The sequence below is a fragment of the Nonomuraea polychroma genome (assembly GCF_004011505.1).
Lineage (GTDB): Bacteria > Actinomycetota > Actinomycetes > Streptosporangiales > Streptosporangiaceae > Nonomuraea > Nonomuraea polychroma.
This window is the reverse complement of the sequence record NZ_SAUN01000001.1, coordinates 1,584,814-1,600,334: the sequence shown is the minus strand read 5'-3', so window position 1 is coordinate 1,600,334 and position 15,521 is coordinate 1,584,814. Positions and strand designations below refer to the sequence as shown.

The 15,521-nt window shown below is 70.7% G+C and carries 13 protein-coding genes; 3 read left to right on the top strand and 10 right to left on the bottom strand.

Annotated features, from left to right (window positions below; genetic code table 11):
* Position 1: 1 nt before the first annotated feature.
* From EDD27_RS06890 to EDD27_RS06875, 5 genes are all read right to left on the bottom strand, one after another.
* The gene (locus tag EDD27_RS06890; RefSeq protein ID WP_127931612.1) at positions 2-958 is read right to left on the bottom strand and encodes a carbohydrate ABC transporter permease; all 957 of its coding nucleotides are present in this window, start codon (positions 956-958) and stop codon (positions 2-4) included.
* Between the two features lie 75 nt (positions 959-1,033).
* Complete coding sequence (locus EDD27_RS06885; RefSeq protein ID WP_127931611.1) at positions 1,034-2,353, bottom strand: ABC transporter substrate-binding protein; 1,320 nt, start codon at positions 2,351-2,353, stop codon at positions 1,034-1,036.
* A 136-nt stretch (positions 2,354-2,489) separates the two neighbouring features.
* Positions 2,490-4,184 (bottom strand): hypothetical protein, encoded by a 1,695-nt coding sequence (locus EDD27_RS06880; RefSeq protein WP_127931610.1) that lies wholly within the window; start codon positions 4,182-4,184, stop codon positions 2,490-2,492.
* Positions 4,165-4,335, bottom strand: a complete 171-nt coding sequence (locus EDD27_RS53980) for a hypothetical protein (protein ID WP_164903517.1) — start codon at positions 4,333-4,335, stop codon at positions 4,165-4,167. The genes EDD27_RS06880 and EDD27_RS53980 overlap by 20 nt, the downstream gene beginning before the upstream one ends.
* A 72-nt stretch (positions 4,336-4,407) precedes the next feature.
* Positions 4,408-5,805, bottom strand: a complete 1,398-nt coding sequence (locus EDD27_RS06875; protein WP_127931609.1) for a hypothetical protein — start codon at positions 5,803-5,805, stop codon at positions 4,408-4,410.
* Positions 5,806-5,928: 123 nt separating this feature from the next.
* On the opposite strand from EDD27_RS06875, the gene EDD27_RS06870 reads away from it, so the two are divergent.
* Positions 5,929-7,395, top strand: a complete 1,467-nt coding sequence (locus tag EDD27_RS06870; RefSeq protein ID WP_164903516.1) for an extracellular solute-binding protein — start codon at positions 5,929-5,931, stop codon at positions 7,393-7,395.
* Between the two features lie 146 nt (positions 7,396-7,541).
* Here the strand turns inward: EDD27_RS06870 and EDD27_RS58555 are convergent, their stop codons facing one another.
* Positions 7,542-7,808: a tetratricopeptide repeat protein gene (locus tag EDD27_RS58555; RefSeq protein ID WP_206641287.1), complete on the bottom strand. Its 267-nt coding sequence runs from the start codon at positions 7,806-7,808 to the stop codon at positions 7,542-7,544.
* A gap of 112 nt (positions 7,809-7,920) precedes the next feature.
* Between EDD27_RS58555 and EDD27_RS06860 the strand changes: the two genes are divergently transcribed.
* Positions 7,921-8,853 (top strand): alpha/beta fold hydrolase, encoded by a 933-nt coding sequence (locus EDD27_RS06860; protein ID WP_164903515.1) that lies wholly within the window; start codon positions 7,921-7,923, stop codon positions 8,851-8,853.
* Between the two features lie 275 nt (positions 8,854-9,128).
* Here the strand turns inward: EDD27_RS06860 and EDD27_RS06855 are convergent, their stop codons facing one another.
* Complete coding sequence (locus EDD27_RS06855) at positions 9,129-10,301, bottom strand: FAD-dependent monooxygenase (protein ID WP_127931606.1); 1,173 nt, start codon at positions 10,299-10,301, stop codon at positions 9,129-9,131.
* 151 nt (positions 10,302-10,452) lie between these two features.
* Entirely contained in the window at positions 10,453-10,575 is a 123-nt protein-coding gene (locus EDD27_RS57640) for a hypothetical protein (RefSeq protein WP_277750694.1), read from the bottom strand.
* Between the two features lie 110 nt (positions 10,576-10,685).
* On the opposite strand from EDD27_RS57640, the gene EDD27_RS06850 reads away from it, so the two are divergent.
* The gene (locus EDD27_RS06850) at positions 10,686-11,411 is read left to right on the top strand and encodes a nucleotidyltransferase domain-containing protein (protein ID WP_127931605.1); all 726 of its coding nucleotides are present in this window, start codon (positions 10,686-10,688) and stop codon (positions 11,409-11,411) included.
* A gap of 358 nt (positions 11,412-11,769) precedes the next feature.
* Here EDD27_RS06850 and EDD27_RS06845 read toward each other — a convergent pair whose 3' ends face one another.
* Positions 11,770-13,401, bottom strand: coding sequence for a sialidase family protein (locus tag EDD27_RS06845; protein ID WP_127931604.1), 1,632 nt, complete (start codon positions 13,399-13,401; stop codon positions 11,770-11,772).
* A gap of 9 nt (positions 13,402-13,410) precedes the next feature.
* Positions 13,411-15,510, bottom strand: coding sequence for a glycoside hydrolase family 2 protein (locus tag EDD27_RS06840; RefSeq protein ID WP_127931603.1), 2,100 nt, complete (start codon positions 15,508-15,510; stop codon positions 13,411-13,413).
* Positions 15,511-15,521 lie beyond the last annotated feature (11 nt).

Genomic DNA, 15,521 nt, shown 5'->3' with positions numbered 1-15,521 from the left:
CTCAGGAGTCCTTCCGGCGGTTGATGACCAACTGCGCGATAGCGATGATCATCAGGATCAGCATGAGCACGAAGGACGCGGCGCTCGCGTAACCGATCTGGGCACGGCGGAAGCCGGTCGTGAAGATGTACTGGATGAGCAGGTTGTTTTCGGAGCCCGGACCTCCGGCATTGACCGCTTGGATGAGCGCGTACTCCTTCATCGAGTGCAGGGTGGTGAGCAGGATCACGATGAAGGACGTGGGCGCGATCGAGGGAAGCGTGATGTGGCGGAACTTGGCCCACGAGCCCGCGCCGTCCAGGGACGCGGCTTCGTAGTACGCGGTCGGCACGTTCTTGATGGCCGCGACGAACATCAGCATGTTGACCGCGGTGCTCCCCCAGGTTGCGGCGATGACCACGATGATCAGGGACAGGTTCGCGTTGGACTGCCACGGCACCGCCTCGCCGCCGAGCGCGATGATGACGTAGTTGACGAGCCCGAAGTTCTCACCGAAGATCCATCGCCAGATGACACCGGCGATGATCGGGGAGATGAGCCAGGGCACGAAGAAGATCACCCGCGCGACCGGCTTGCCGCGGCTGTACGGGCTGACGAGCAGCACGGCCGCGCTCAGCGAGGCGACGTACGTCAGCGGAACGACGGCCGCCGTGAAGATCAAGGTACGGACCGTCGCCGCGTAGAACGCCTCGTCGTTCAGCAGCCGCTGGTAGTTGTCCAGGCCCACGAACGGCGCCGAGCCGACGCCCGTGTAGCTGGTGAAGGAGTATCCCAGGCCGATGACGGCCGGCCAGACGAAGAAGAGCAGGAACAGGGCGAGGTTGGACGAGATGAGCAGCAGGGGCGCCAGGGTGTAGCGGTCATGCCGCCGGGTCCGCCGGCGGGGCCACCGCCGCGATGCGGTCCGGGCCGGCGTCTCGTTGGCGCGCCCCGCCGATTGCGGCACACTCTCCGCCATTGCGCTCTCCTCCTTCTTCCGCGTTCTTCAGCGCTCGGCCCGCCGGCGCAGGGAAAGTGCCGGCGGGCCGTACGGTCAGCCGATCTGCTGGTTGAGCCCCGACACGATGTTGTCGACGGTCTTCTTGATGTCCTGCTGACCATTGATCAGCTTGGCCATCTCCTCCTTGGTCGGGTCCTCCTGGATGGACTTGCCGGCGAGCAGGAGCTTCGTCCCGCTCTGGTGTCCATAGGACGAGATCGGGTCCGCCAGCTCGATCTCCTTGAGGTAGAGCTGGAAGGCGTCGAGGGCGGCCTGGTTCTTGAACGGGTAGTTCAGCGTGAGACCGGACTCCACCGGCAGGTAGCCGTTGACCTGCGCGAGCTTCGTGTAGTTCGCGGGCTGGAAGATGTAGTCCACCCACTTCTTGGCGGGGTCGGCCTTGTCACCGTTGTTGAAGGCGACCACCTTGCCACCGAGGTTGATGTCGGTGGCGTGGATGGTTCCCACCGGCGTCGGCGCGCCGGCCCAGTCGAAGTCCGTGATGCTCTCCGCGAAGTCGGCCACCTGCCAGACGCCGGAGAAGTACGCGACGACCTGGCCGCTCTTGAACAGGGCGTTCGGGTCGGCGCCCGCGCCCCAGACCGACTTCGGCATGACCTTGTCGTCGTTCAGCGAGGCGAACTTCGTCAGCGCCTGCACGGTGGCGTCGTCGGGGGTGGCGTACTTGTTGTCCGCGCCGAGCTGGAAGCCCTTGCCGCCGTGGCCGTAGATGAAGGCCCTGATGCGCGCGGGGGACTGGTCGTAGACCAGGTCGTACTTGGCGTTCGTGGCGGTGCGGACCTTCGTGGCGGCGGCCAGGAACTCCTCCCAGGTCCAGGCCTTGTTCGGGTCGGCGGGAATGTCGACCTTGGCCTTCTCGAACAGGGTCTTGTTGACGAACAGCCCGGCCGCCGTCAGGTCGGAGGGAATGCAGAGGACCTTGCCGTCCTGGACGGTGAGCAGGTCTTTGTTGATCTTGTTGGCCGGGGCGTTCGCCGTCGCGGCGAGGTCCTGGAGCTGGTTGATCCAGATGGTGTCGAGCGAGGGCACGCTGGCCGAGTCGGGCAGGGAGTTGGCCTGCGCGGCCTGGCGCAGCTTGTCCTGGTAGCCGTCGTAGGGGACGTTGACGATCTCGACCTTGACGCCCTCCTTGGCTTCGAACTCCTTGGCCAGGTCGTGATAGCCCTGCGCCTGGGCCGCGCTCGCCGAGAGCCAGAAGGTGATGCTCTTGGCGCCGGAGTCTCCGCCCGAGTCCCCGCCCGAGTCCCCGCCGGAGCTCGAACCGCACGCGGTGAGGGCGATCGCCGCGGCGACGGTCACTGGCAGCCAACGCCAGCGCATGAGTCGTCTCCGGGCTGTCGCAGAAGTCGTCATGGCGTCTCCTTGAACGTTGTCTGCCTGTGGCGTGGGACGGTAACTGGAAAGCGTTTGCCGGGTCAATAGTCACTACATAAGATCTTTAAGATCTCCTGACTTACATACATCAGGACAAACTTCATTAGCTGCGGTTCTATCCCGAGTGGTGGGCAGCTGCGAGACGTAAACGCAACCTTCCCGGAACCCGTCCGGCGACGTACAGCCGCTCTCCCGACACGGCGTCGGTGCCCCCGAGGAACCGGTACTCCTCGCCGGGCTCGTAGCCGGGAACCGAATGGGAAGCGGCCATCGACATGGCCGGCACCGTGACCGTGATCGAGTCGTCGCCAACGCGGTAGACCGCGGGCTCGCCCGGGTCGAGCTGCCAGGCGTGCTCGTCCAGGGCCATGGCGCCCGTCATTCGCCCGCCGGGCCGGAAGGCCAGCTCCAGCGACCAGTCCACGGCCGGGCCCGCCAGGTCGACGGTCAGCTCGGCCCCGGTGTCCGTGATGGCCACGTGGACGGCGGTGGTCAGCGTGACCTCGTCCCGCCTGCGCAGGCCGAAGTCCATGGCCGAGCTGAACCGGCCATCGTCCACCAGCCCGTAGTGGCCGCGCGCGTCGCGGTTCTGATGCGTCATCGGCTGGTAGTAGGAGGCCGACACGGATTCCGTGAGCGTCGCGGTCGTGCCCCCCTGATCGCGCTCGACCAGCAACCGGTCGGCGCGGAAGGGCCCCAGACCGAAGAAGACACGCGAGAGACGTACGTCCCCCAGGACGGCCGCCCCGGCGAACAGGCGTAGAAACGTCGGGGAGTTCGCCAGCCCGGAACGGATGCGTCTGTGGCGCGGATAGTCGGAACCGCCGAAGACCACGGTCGTCGTCGCGGGCCGATGGTCGACGAGCAGTCCCGCGGCGCCGAAGACGCGTTGCCGCGATCTCCGCGGCGGTACGGGTTCCGGCAGCTCCCGCGCGATGCCGGGGTCGAGGATCAGCTCCGTGGCCGCGCGCGCCGGTGAGACGACCCCCTGGGACAGCGCGAGCCCGGCCGCCCAGGCGAGGTCGCCCCGGCCGCGCAGCAGCGCGATCCGGCGCAGCGAGAGCAGGTAGGGCGCCAGGGGCAGCGGCTGCCGCTGGTCCTGGCGGCGCGACAGCACCGTCTCGACCGACCCGTCCGGCAGCAGCAGATCGAGCGTGGCGTCCAGGTTCCGTTCGACGGCGTCGACCAGGTCAGGACGGTCGAACACCTCGGCGATGGCGAGCAGCGACGGGTTCGACACGTACGCGGCGTAGTTGGCGCTGCGTTCGGAGTAGAGCCCGTCGTCGTCGATGTCGACTCCCTCGGCCAGCCACTGGCCGACCCGTTCCGCCAGCGCCCGATCGGGCGCGAGCCGGTGCAGCCTGGCCAGGGCGGCCGAGATCTCCCAGCGGTGGTTGGGGGTGTGCACTCCACCCCGCGCCAAGGCCGGGGCGACCGCCGTCAGTATGTCGTCGAGCAGATCCGCCAGCCCGTGCTCGGCAGCGCCGGGAGGGTCGCGCCGCAGCAGCCGCAGGGCGTCGGCGAGATCGTTGACGCTGAACGCGGAGTCCGGCGGGGAGTCGACGTTGTCACCGCCGGTGAACAACCCGCCGGGGCCCTGTAGCTCGCGCAGCCGGGCGGCGAGCCGGGCCGCGTGATCGAGCAGCCGGCCGTGCCGCCCGTACGCGACGAGGGCCAGGATCCGCTCGGCCAGCCGGCGGTGTTGCAGGTGACCCCCGCCATCGCCCTCGTTGAGGATGGCCTTGACCTGCCCGGTCAGGGCAGCCTGGACCGCCGCGGTGAACGCAGCGTCAACATGTTTGTCGTTCATCTCTGCATCGACCAGCCATGAGCAGGTTCATCTGGACGCTGTAGCGGGCCGCGGCGTGGATGTGCGTGCCGTACTCCACGGGCGTGCCGCTGTCGTCGTAGGCGACGATGCCGGCCGTCCGGACCAGCTCGTCGAGCCCTTGCTTCTCCACCGCGTCGGCCCTGACCTCAAGCAGTAAGGCGGGCAGGTCGGCGGGACAGTGGTCGGTTCATGCTGATCTCCTTCAGCGCGGCGAGATCTCGAGGGTGAGGTGGAGGGGGCCTGGGTAGCGGATCCGGAAGGGGGCGGGGCTGGCGGCGGCGCCGGTGGAGACGGTCACTGACAGGCCCGGCAGGAGCCAGCGGCCCGCGCCGACGTCAGCTCGGCAGTCCGACTCGAACTCGAGGTCGCCCGCGGCGGTGACCTCGAGCACGCCGTCCTTGGTCACGGTGGCGTCGACGCCGGCGGACGGCATGACGCGCAGCCAGTGCGGCGCGCCGTCGTCACCGCGCCAGTGCACGGTGACCGGGTGGTACTGATCGTCCGCATCCGTCTTGGCGCCGCCGGTGTCCTGGGCGCCGATCATGTGGTGCGGCCCGAGCCACGACGTGGCGATCCGCCGCGGGGACTCGGTGACGGTGGTGCTGACCCAGCGCGGTTTCTCCGGGGCCGGGGCGAGCAGCCCGGCCGCCTTGGGGTGGGCGCCGAGCAGGGCGAAGCAGGGGGCGAAGCACAGGTCGTGCGCGTGGACCGCCTGCGAGGGGTCGCCGGCGGGCAGCGGCGCGCACTCCAGGCCGTCGGCGAGCGCGATCCACTGGCCGAGGAGGGAGACGTAGCCGGACAGGTCCATGCCGTACGAGCGGTCGTACGGACCCGCCAGGTTGCGCAGGCCGGGGTGGTAGCGCCGGCCGATCTCCGTCCAGAGGCCGACCTCCATCTCGTCGCCGAGCTCGCGCAGGACCGGCGATGAGCTGCCGCGCCAGAGGGCCAGCGCGAACAGGTCCACTCCGTAGTAGGTGGGCGAGTTGAACTCGGCGAACGTCCGCGTCCGCCGCCAGATGTCGAAGACCTGCCGTCCCAGGCTCTCGCCGGCCGCGGCCAGCGCGGGATCGCCGCTCCGGACGCCGACCTCGTGCATGAGATGCGCGCTCATCAGGGCGATGTTGCTGTAGTGCGGCGACACCGCGCGTTCTCTGGCGTTGCCGGCCGCCAGGGCGAGCGCCCCGGTGATCCGCCGGACCAGGTCGTCCGGCAGTGTCTCGCCGTACTCGCGCAGGACGAGCAGGAGCGTGCAGCCGACGAACTCGCGCCAGTTCGGGTCGTAGTCATTCCACAGGACCGGGTCGGCGGGGGGCTGCGGCTCCTGGGGCGAGCGCCGCCAGGTTCCGTCGTACGGCGTCCCCGGCGCCACGTACTGGTGCGTCAGGACCGAAGCCAGCGCCTCGGCGGCCCGCTCGGTGTCGGCCCTCATGAGCAGGCCGAGCGCGTACCAGGAGGTCTCCCTGACGCCATGGGTTCGCCAGGCGTGCGAGGACCTGGCGAGGGAGATCGCCGGGTAACGCAGGAGCCGCACTTCGGGGTCCCACAACGAGTCCATCCACGCCATGGCCCGCGCCGAGAGCTGATGCCCTGGTCCGCTCACAGGATCTACCTTTCACCTGTTGTCATGACATTCGGTGATTAGACCTGAGGGAGATGCGCAGTGTCAATAGTGGCAAATAGGATGGCAAAAGAATGGTTTCGCTTGCCGCACCAAGGGAGCGTGATGTCGCCCAGTCAGCCGCCACCGCTGTATGAGCAGCTCAAGGCCCGCCTGGTGGCGGACATCAGGGCCGGGCGGTTCGGCCCGGACGGAAGGATCCCCACCGAGCAGGAGCTGTGCGAGGAGTTCGGGCTGAGCCGCACCCCGGTGGCCAGGGCGCTGACCGAGCTGGCCCAGGAGGGGATCGTCCTGCGGCAGCGGCGGCGCGGCACGTTCGTCAACCCCGCGTGGGCCTGCGGGGCGGCTCCGGCGGAGGAGGAGCAGGAGACGGCCGACCTGACCGTCCTGGCGACCGGCACGGTCAGCGTCGACCACCTGCGGACGGCGGCGGCCGGCGCGGCCGCCCGGCCGCGGATCCGCACGGTGCGGTTCGACGAGCTCCACGCCACCTTCCTGCGGGCCATCGCCGAAGGGCGCGGCCCCGACCTGGCCGTGCTCGACTCCGTCTGGGTGGCCGAGTTCGCCAGGGCGGGTTTCCTGACCCCGCTGGAGGAGCTCGACGCCGACGGCTGGCTGGCCAACGAGTACACCCGCGACCTGCTGCCCCCGTTCTCCCACCGGTTCGGCGGACGGACGCCGGCGGTGCAGGCGCCGGCCGACGTCACCGGGCTGTGGTACCGGCGCGAGACGTTCGAGCGGCTCGGGCTCCGCGCGCCCGAGACCTGGGAGGAACTGCGCGCCACCGGCCGGCTCCTGGCCGGGCGTCGTACGGGGTCCGGGCACGTCCTCGTCATGCCGGGCGGGCGCCGGGCGGGGGAAGAGACCACGTACGCGCTGACCGGGCTGCTCGCCGCCAACGGCGCCCTCGTCCTGGGCGAGGAGGGCGAGGTGGTCCTGGACAGCCCGGCGGCCGCGGAGACCATGCGCCTGGTCCGGGAGCTGATCACCGACGGGGTGCTGTCGCCGGACGTCGCCGGCTTCGGCAAGGACGAGGCCGTCGAGCTGCTGGGCGCAGGCAGGGCCGAGATGTGCGTCGGCGCGAGCTACCAGGCCGGTGCGCTGGCGAAGGTGACGAGGCTCTCGCTCGATCAGGTGCACAGCAGGTTCGGCTTCGCCCCGATGCCGCGCGGCCCGGAAGGCCGCTCCGCGGTGATGTGCGGCGGGATGGTGTACGTGATCCCGCGGCAGGCCCGCCGTCCCGAGGCCGCGATGCGGCTGCTGCGGGCCGCCATGGCTCCCGACGCCCTGGTCCGGCTGTGCCTCATCACCGGGCAGCTGCCGCCGCGACGGACCTCGCTCCAGGCGGCCGCCGCCGTGTCGGCCTTCCACGCCCAGACCGCCGCGCTTCTCGACCGTGCCGTCCTGCGTCCGGTGAGCCCGGTGTACGCGCTCGTTTCCGCTCAGCTCCAGGTCATGATCGAGGAGGTTCTCCGCGGCGAGCGCGGCCCGGCCGCCGCCGTCGCCCGCACCGCCGATCTGATCCGCGCCGTCACGATGGACGCTGACGTGTCGCGACCTGCCGCGGGCTGACTTCGGGGACCTGCGCGTCGATCCGGGGCCGCTTCGTCGGGTTGGACGCCCCCTGCGGGGAGAGGCGGTGCGGTCGGGAGGAGGCTGCTCACCGGAGGGAGGGTGCGATCGGGGGCGCGGCCACGACCAGGGGATCACCGCTCCGATCACCATGCGGGCGCAGGAGACGCTGTAGGCGTCCATGGAACCGCGCATCGTGCCGCTGAGCGTGGCGTCGAGCTGCGTGGCCACGGCGGCGTCGGCCGCGGTCTGACCGGCGGGGCCGCAGGCGGCCGTCGCGTAGGGTGATCTACGCCCCCCGGCACCGGCTGAACCCACAGGGAGATGGCTCGGTCCAGATCACCCGCCGCCTGGTAGGCGTAGGCGAGGTTGTTGCGTGAGTTCAGGGTGTCGGGGTGATCGGGGCCTAGCACGCGTTCCCGGTCAGCTCCTTCTCGTGGCGGACCGGTTCCGGGACCCTGGTCCCAGACGTTGTTCCATCGCCAGGACGAGGAAATGACGCGATCGAGTTCCTAGATTCATGGTGTGAGAGCACGGTTGTTGCGCAGGGTCGTCCTGTGGTTCACGGCGCTGGTCGCGCTGGCGGCGGTCGCGGGGTTCGGTTATGAGAGCGTCGCCCGCCAGGACGACGGCACCCGGCATCCCTCGCCGGGCAGGCTCGTCCGCGTGGGCGAGCACCGCCTGCACATCACCTGCACGGGAGGCGGCACGCCCACGGTCGTGCTGGAAGCCGGGCTCGCCGAGTCGAGCGCGAGCTGGGCCGGCATCCAGCGTGGACTCGCCGGGAGCGCCCGCGTGTGCGCGTACGACCGTGCGGGCTACGCCTGGAGCGAAGACGGCCCAGAGCCGCGTACGGCCTGGCAGGCCGCAGGCGAGCTGCGTGCCCTGCTCACCACGGCCGGGGAGCGCGGCCCGTACGTGCTGGCCGGGCACTCCTACGGCGGCAACATCGTGCGGATCTTCGCCGACCGCTGGCCGGACCTGACCGCCGGCCTGGTGTTGATCGACGTCACCGACGAAACCGCCGACGACGCGATGAGCCTGTCCCGGCCGCTGCTCGCCACCGCGTTCACCACCTACGGCCTGCTGGCGCGGGCCGGCCTGCTGCGGCTGGCCGGCGACGCGCTGGTGCCCGGCGAGGCCACCGCCTTCGCGCGGGCTCATGCTCCTGTGGTCTACGGGGACAGGAGCATGCATGCCGCGCGGGCCGAGGCCTGGTCAGGGCTGGACAGTGCCGAGCAGGTCCGCACCACGGTACGCCCGGGGGTTTGGGGGGATCGGCCGGTCGCGGTCGTCGTCCCCTCAGGTCAGCCGGACACCGCGCTGGACCGGGCCCGCCGCCTGGCTGCGCTGTCCAGCCGTGGCCGCCTGGTGATCGCCGGCACCGCCGAGCACTACGTGCAAGCCTTCCAGCCCGCGCTGGTCATCGACACGATCCGCGACGTCGCCAGCGGGTAGGGCGCCGTAAGGCTGGGGGCGCCGGCGCAGCCCTGACCTGCCCGTGCGGGAGGAGTTCCGCCTGGCCGCTCCCCACATCGGGCCGGGGAAGCGCAGGCCCCGGCTTGTGGACGATGTGGGCCCGCGCGGGATGACACCGAACGAACAGCGACAGGTTCCCGGCCGTACCACGGTGTCGCGGACGCGCGTGCCGGTGCAGTTGTCCTACAACCCGGTGGTGGGTGCGGCCGGCCATGCGGTCGCGCGGTAGCTGGGCGCGGACCCGGCGACCAAGCTCAAGGAGATGCGATCTTCGACCAGAGCCACGCGGCCTGCTTGAGCGCCTGGTCGAACCGGTAGTACAGCCGCGGCGGCACGTACGGGAGCAGCGCCGAGTGCCGCTGGGCGAGCAGGGCGAGCAGCTGTTCCGATGGGAGGTTGGCGTAACGCGGGAGGCTCTCGTACCAGCGGGCGCTGTTGCGGGCGGCCTTCTGCATGGGCCGGATCTCGGCCTGGCGCTCCCGCTCGTAGAACTCGAGTGCGGGCTCGAGTCGCGGCTTGGCGTGCAGCGCGTAGACGAGGAAGGCGGCGTCCCCGAACGCGAGTGCGGTGCCCGCGCCGACGGAGTAGTGGGTGGTGTGCGCGGCGTCCCCGATCAGGACGAGGTTGCCGTGGTGCCACCTCTCGTTGGTCAGCGTGCGGAAGTTCAGCCAGCGGGCGCTCTCGCCGGCGTTGTCCTGGCCGATCAGCGGGTGGCCGTCGAGGATGTCGGCGAAGATCTTTTCCAGGAGGGCCAGGCTGTCGGCCTCGTTCGCCTGGTCGAACCCGAGCCCCGCCGAGGTCTCGGGAGAGCACTCGATGATGCAGGTGCTGCGCTCATTGCTGTATCGGTAGCCGTAACACCAGATCCAGCCGTGCGGGGTTTCGACGAAGGCGAAGGTGAAGGAGTCGAACACCTTGGTGGTGCCGAGCCAGAGGTAGACGTTGCGGCCGACCGCGACCTTGGTGCCGAGACGGTCGGCGTGGCGCTGGCGCAGCGCGCTGTTGACGCCGTCGCCGGCGACGATCAGGTCCGCGCCGGTCAGTTCCTCCTCGCTGGTGATCTCGCGTTCGTACTCGATGCGGACGCCGAGGGAGCGGGCCCTGTCGGCGAGGATGGCGAGCAGCCGGCTCCGGGTGATGCCGAAGCCCACGTCCCAGCTCTCCACCAGGCACGGCGGGCGGTAGCCGTGGACGTGCGCCACCCAGGTGTCCCAGCGGACCGAGTCGTCGCCGATGGCACGGGCGGACTCGGGATCGGCGGAGTGGAGATTGTTGTAGAGATCGTCCCAGTAGGTCACTCCCCAGCCGTACGTCGAGCCTTCCGGGTATCGCTCGTAGACGGTGATGTCGTGGGACGGGTCCGCTCGTTTCATCAGGACCGCGAAATACAGGCTGGCGGGTCCGCCGCCGACGCAGTCAACCTTCACACCAGCCCCCTATGACACGTATTGCAATCAATCCATTACACAAAGTAGCAGGCAGGTGTGGTAACGCCGATAACGCCATGCCTGCATCCGATTGATGCGGAAGGCTGCCAGGACGGCGGTGGCGGCAAGTCCGGCCGGGCGGAACGCTGCTTCAACCCGGCGGGCGGAGACCGGCGTCGCGCGGGAACGTCAGCACCGCCGCGACCCGCCGGTCGATGGCCTGCTCGCCGCTCAATCCCAGCTTGGTGAAGATCGCTTCGACGTGTTTCTCCACATCTGACGGCCCGCATATGGGTGAGACGGACGGAGCCGCAGGGTCCCGTCCGCCCAGCCCTGCGGATCTTAATGGTTGCCACCGCTTCGTCAGGGTGCTGAAATGCCCCGATGAGCACGGAAAGCAGCAAGGTGCCGTCGGCTCCCCGCCTCGCCGACATCCGGTCCCGCTGGCTCAGTGCCGCGACCGCCGGCCTCCACGACGACCCCGGAGTGGCCGGCGCCGCCCTGGTCGGGTCGCTCGGCGCGGGCCGGGCCGACGACTGGAGCGACATTGACCTGCTCGTGGTCGTGGACGACGCGCACCTCGACGATTACGCGGTGCCCGGCCGTCTCCCTTCCGGCCCGGGGACGTTGGCGGCGGCCTTCGACGCCCGCCACAACGGCCCGCGCGGCACCAGGGCGCTCGGCATGCACTACATCGTCGACAGGCTTCCGCTCTGGGTCGACTGGCACATCTACCCGATCTCGCGGGCCGGCTGGGCTGCCGACAGCACAGTCATCCTCGACCGGCAGGGCTTCGACCGGCTCCCGGCCACCTTCTCCGAGCTGCTCAGCACCGGCGAATCCGAGCCGCCGACTCCCAAGCGGCCCATCGATCACCAGATGGCGCGGCTGGCGATGGTCCCGATCGCGGGCAAGAGGATCGCCCGCCGCTCGCCGGAAACGGCCCGGATGATCGAGTTCCTCGGAGGCCCCTACGCGCCCGACTCCTCCTGGCAGCACCACCTCGCCACGCTGCGCCGGCTGTTGGACGGATTTGCGGCACTCGGCCTGCCCGACAGCGTCACCGCCGGGCACGCCTACCTCGATCTCGTGAAGGAGACTCTCGACTGACGCCGCCCCCGGCTGCCGACTCCCGGCATCGTCGGCATGGACACCTCCGTCGATCCCCCATCGCCGGCGACGTCGTCGCGGCCCACCCGGTCGACGGCATCTGCTTGCGACGAGGGGCTCGCGCCGCCCGCGCCCCGGGCGGGCGCCCGACGCCGGCGCGGTGCGCCTCGCCGGCGTGACCAGCCCTCTTGAGCCGCCACACCAACGGCGCCGGCCGCGAACGCCATCAGCCGGTGACGGTTCCATGGCCACGCGCAGCCGGTGCCGCCTCGGAGACTCCGGGGCGGCCGTCGCCCGATCCGTCATCGACTTGTCGACCTACGCTCTGATCGTCGCCGCGGGCACAGCCTGGCGCTGTCTAGGCCGGCAGGTTCCACTTCTGCGGGTCGAGCCCGTTGCAGTCGTAGATCTGCAGGCGGGTGCCGGTGGCGGTGGCCCCGCCCGGACTGTCGAGGCAGCGGCCGGACTGCGGGTTCAGCAGGGAGCCGTTCGGCTGCGGCCGCCACTGCTGGCCGCCGGCGCCGTTGCACTCCCAGAGCTGGACCTTGCTGAAGTTGGCGGTGGCGTTGGCGGCGATGTCCAGGCACTTGCCGAAGGCGCGCAGGGTGCCGTCGGGGTGCCGCGACCAGCGCTGGCCGGTGGCGATGCCGCAGTCCCACAGCTGCACGGGGTTGCCGTTGGTGTTCGTGTTGGTGTCCACGTCCACGCACTTGCCGGCGCCGGCCGGGCCGGTGATCTGGCCGGCGGTGCCGGGGAGCGTGCCGATGCCGTATCTGACCTGGCACTGGTTGCCGGTGAGCTGGGTGGCGGCCAGGTAGAGGAAGTCGGTGCCGTTCGCGGAGGGCACGATCGGAGAGCTGTAGCCGGGGCAGGACGGCTCGCCGGTGTTGTAGCCGCCGGTGGGGTTGACGTTCACCGGGGCCTCGATCTCGGTCCACGCGCCGGCGCCCAGGTTGGTGTTGGCGAACAGGACCTGGCCGGACTCGCCGAGCACGGTCTTGTTGCCGGTCGGGCCGGCGACGACGCGCTGGCCGGACAGCAGCAGCGTGCCGTTGGGGCCGCCGCCGGGCAGCCAGGCCACGTACGGCGTGTGCAGCAGTTCCCGCTCGTCGGAGGTGCGGACCAGGGTCCCGGCGCCGGAGCCCCAGGTGAGGCCGTCGGAGCTGGTCTTGACGTACACCTCGCAGGCGTGGTCGGGGTCGGTGGCGTCCCGGCACATCTCGTACGCCATCAGGAACGACCCGTTCGGCAGCCCGGTCACGATCGACATGCCGGGCCTGGCGAGGTTGTCGGCGGGGAAGGCCACGTCCTGGGTGAGCGTGGCGCTCCAGGACCGGCCGCCGTCGCTGGAGGTGTAGTGGCCGATGACCTGGTTGTTCGTCGGGGTGTTGGCGGGGCGCTCATCGGAGATGAAGCAGGCCAGGGTGTTGTTCGGGGCCAGCAGGAACCACGGCTCCCAGATGCCGTGGCCCCAGGAGTTGGGCTGGCCGCTGGTCTGGGTGCAGTTCGACAGGTACGTCCAGGTCGCGCCATGGTCGGTGCTCTTGAACACCTCGACCTTCTGGGCCGTGTAGTCGCCGACGTCCCAGGCCGTGCCCGCGGCCAGCAGGTCGCCTTGGTTCAGCCCGTTGGCGGTGCGCGGCACCTCGTACAGAACCGGTGCTTCCAGATCCCAGCCGGGCGTGTGGGAGGTGATCGTGGAGATCGGGTTCGCTGACCAGGTGCGCCCGCCGTCGGTGCTGCGGTAGATCGGCAGCGACGTGGGCGCGTTGTGGTTGCGGCGGGCGAACGTCGCGAGCATGGTCTCGTTCGGCGAGCCGTCGTGGTCGAGCCGGATCGCCCGCGGGTAGCTGGCGTCGCCCTGCGGATACGTGCTCAGGTTCGGCGCGTAGAGCACCTGGCCGGGCGGGGCCGCCTGGGCGGGACTCGCGGATCCGGCCAGGCAGGCTCCGACCAGGGCTAACGCGGCGATGGGGGGTGTAAGGCGCACGGTGTCTCCTTAGTTCGAGTCGTCTCCGATGACGGGGGCGGTGCGGGTGTCCACGTCCACGGCCGAGCGCGCGACCACGGCGCCGTCGCTGACCAAGGCGAGGTGCAGGCGGCCGCTGGTCCAACCGGCCGGGAGCTCGGCGCTGACCTCGGCGGGGGCGCTGAGCAGGAAAGGCTTGGCCTCGATCCACGGACCCGGCGTGCCGAAGGCGCCGGGTGCGTCGGGGGCGGGGCCGAGCACGGGGGTCCAGGCGGTGTGCAGGTGGCCGTTGACCGGCTCGGCGCCGTGGTGCGAGACGCGTACGGGTACGGTGATCTCGCGCGTCTCGGTCAGCAGGTCGCGGCCGGGCGCGATGGGGAGGACATCGAGGACGAGCGTGGTGGTGGCGTTCACGTCAGCGGGGTCCACCCCGGCCAGGTCCTTGGCCCGGCGCTCGAAGTCCAGCAGGCCGGCGGACTCGTGCTCGATGTCGTACAGCTCGGTGTAGACGTAGCCGGCCAGGCGGTCATGGCGGCGCAGTTCCTGGGTCTGCCAGCGCAGGTGCCAGGCGCGTTCCACGCTGGTGAAGCCGCCGCCGTACTCGCTGTTGAGGTTGGGCAGGCCGCGCAGCGGCTGGGACGGCGCGCCGGCCAGCTTCTTGCGCACGACGTAGTCGGGGCCGAGCCGGACCGGGAAGTCGTCCTGCTCGCCGTCCAGCAGGGCGGCCACCGTCCGGCCCCAGGAGGCGGCGGACTCGTCGTAGTAGTGCCAGTCGAGGAGGTCGGTCTTGACGTGGGTCCAGCCGGAGTTGTCCACCGCCGGGCGGGTCGGGTCGAGGACCTTGAGCAGGTCGTATGCCCGGGCGGCGGCATCCTGCTTGGCCGGGTCGCCCGGGATGTCCCAGTCCAGGCCCCACTCCTCGTTGTACAGGCCCCAGATGACGATCGCCGGGGAGTTGCCGTCGCGCTCCACCATGGGCGCGATCTGCTCCTCGAACGCCGCCACGGAGTCGGCGGAGAAGCGGCCGGTGGCGGCGGGCTCGGCCCACAGCAGCATGCCGAGCGTGTCGGCGTGGTGGACGAAGCGCGGGTCCTCCAGCTTGAGGTGCTTGCGGACCAGGTTGTATCCGGCCGCGGCGGCCAGATCGAGGTCGTGGCGGAGCGCGGCGTCGTCGGGTGGGGTGATGCCGGTACGCGGCCAGTAGCCCTGGTCGAGCACGCCGCGTACGAAGAGGCGGCGGCCGTTCAGATACAGGTCCTCCCCTATGACCTCGATCCGGCGCAGCCCGGTGTAGGCGGCGACCCGGTCGGTTCCGTCGGCCGAGGCCAGCTCGGCGTCCACGTGGTAGAGGTGCGGGTCGTCCGGCGACCACAGGCGCGGCTCGGCGACCGGCAGCACGCCCCGGACGGTCCGGTCGGAGACCGGCGCGGCCTCCGAGCCCGCGCCATCCGAGCCGGCCCCGGCGCCCGAGCCTTGGCCCGCGTCGTCGCCCGCGACCGGCAGTTCGATCGTCGTGTCCGTGCCGCGCAGGGTCAGCCTGAGCAGGGACTCCTCGGGTCCCGACACCCGGGCCTCGACCTCGATGGCGTCCAGTCCCGCCGACGGGCGCAGCTTCAGCGCGGCCAGGTGGGTGGCGGGACGGGCCTCCAGCCAGACGCTCTGCCAGATCCCGGACGACGGGGTGAAACACACGCCGTCGAAGTCGTCGCGCGGGATGCTGCGCTGCTTGCCGTGCGCGATCTCGCGCTTGTCGAGCGGCGCGGAGACCCGTACCACGATCTCCTGGGCGCCGTCGCGCAGCGCGTCGGTGATGTCGGCCTCGAACGGCGTGTAGCCGCCCCGGTGGGTGACCACCTCGACGTCGTTCACCCAGACGGTGGCCTCGTGGTGCACGGCGCCGAAGTGCAGCACCACCCGCTGCCCGGTCCACTGCTGCGGGACGGTGATCCGGCGGCGATACCAGGCCACCGGCAGCCAGTGGGCCTCGATGCCGGAGGCGGGGGTCTCCCAGGCGAAGGGCACGGTGATGGTCCGGTTCCAGTCCGGCTCGGGGTCGGCCCGGAAGTCCCACGCGCCGTTGAGGCTCGACCAGGAGTGCGACCGGTCGAAGTGGGGACGGGGATATTCCATGGTGCTCTCTT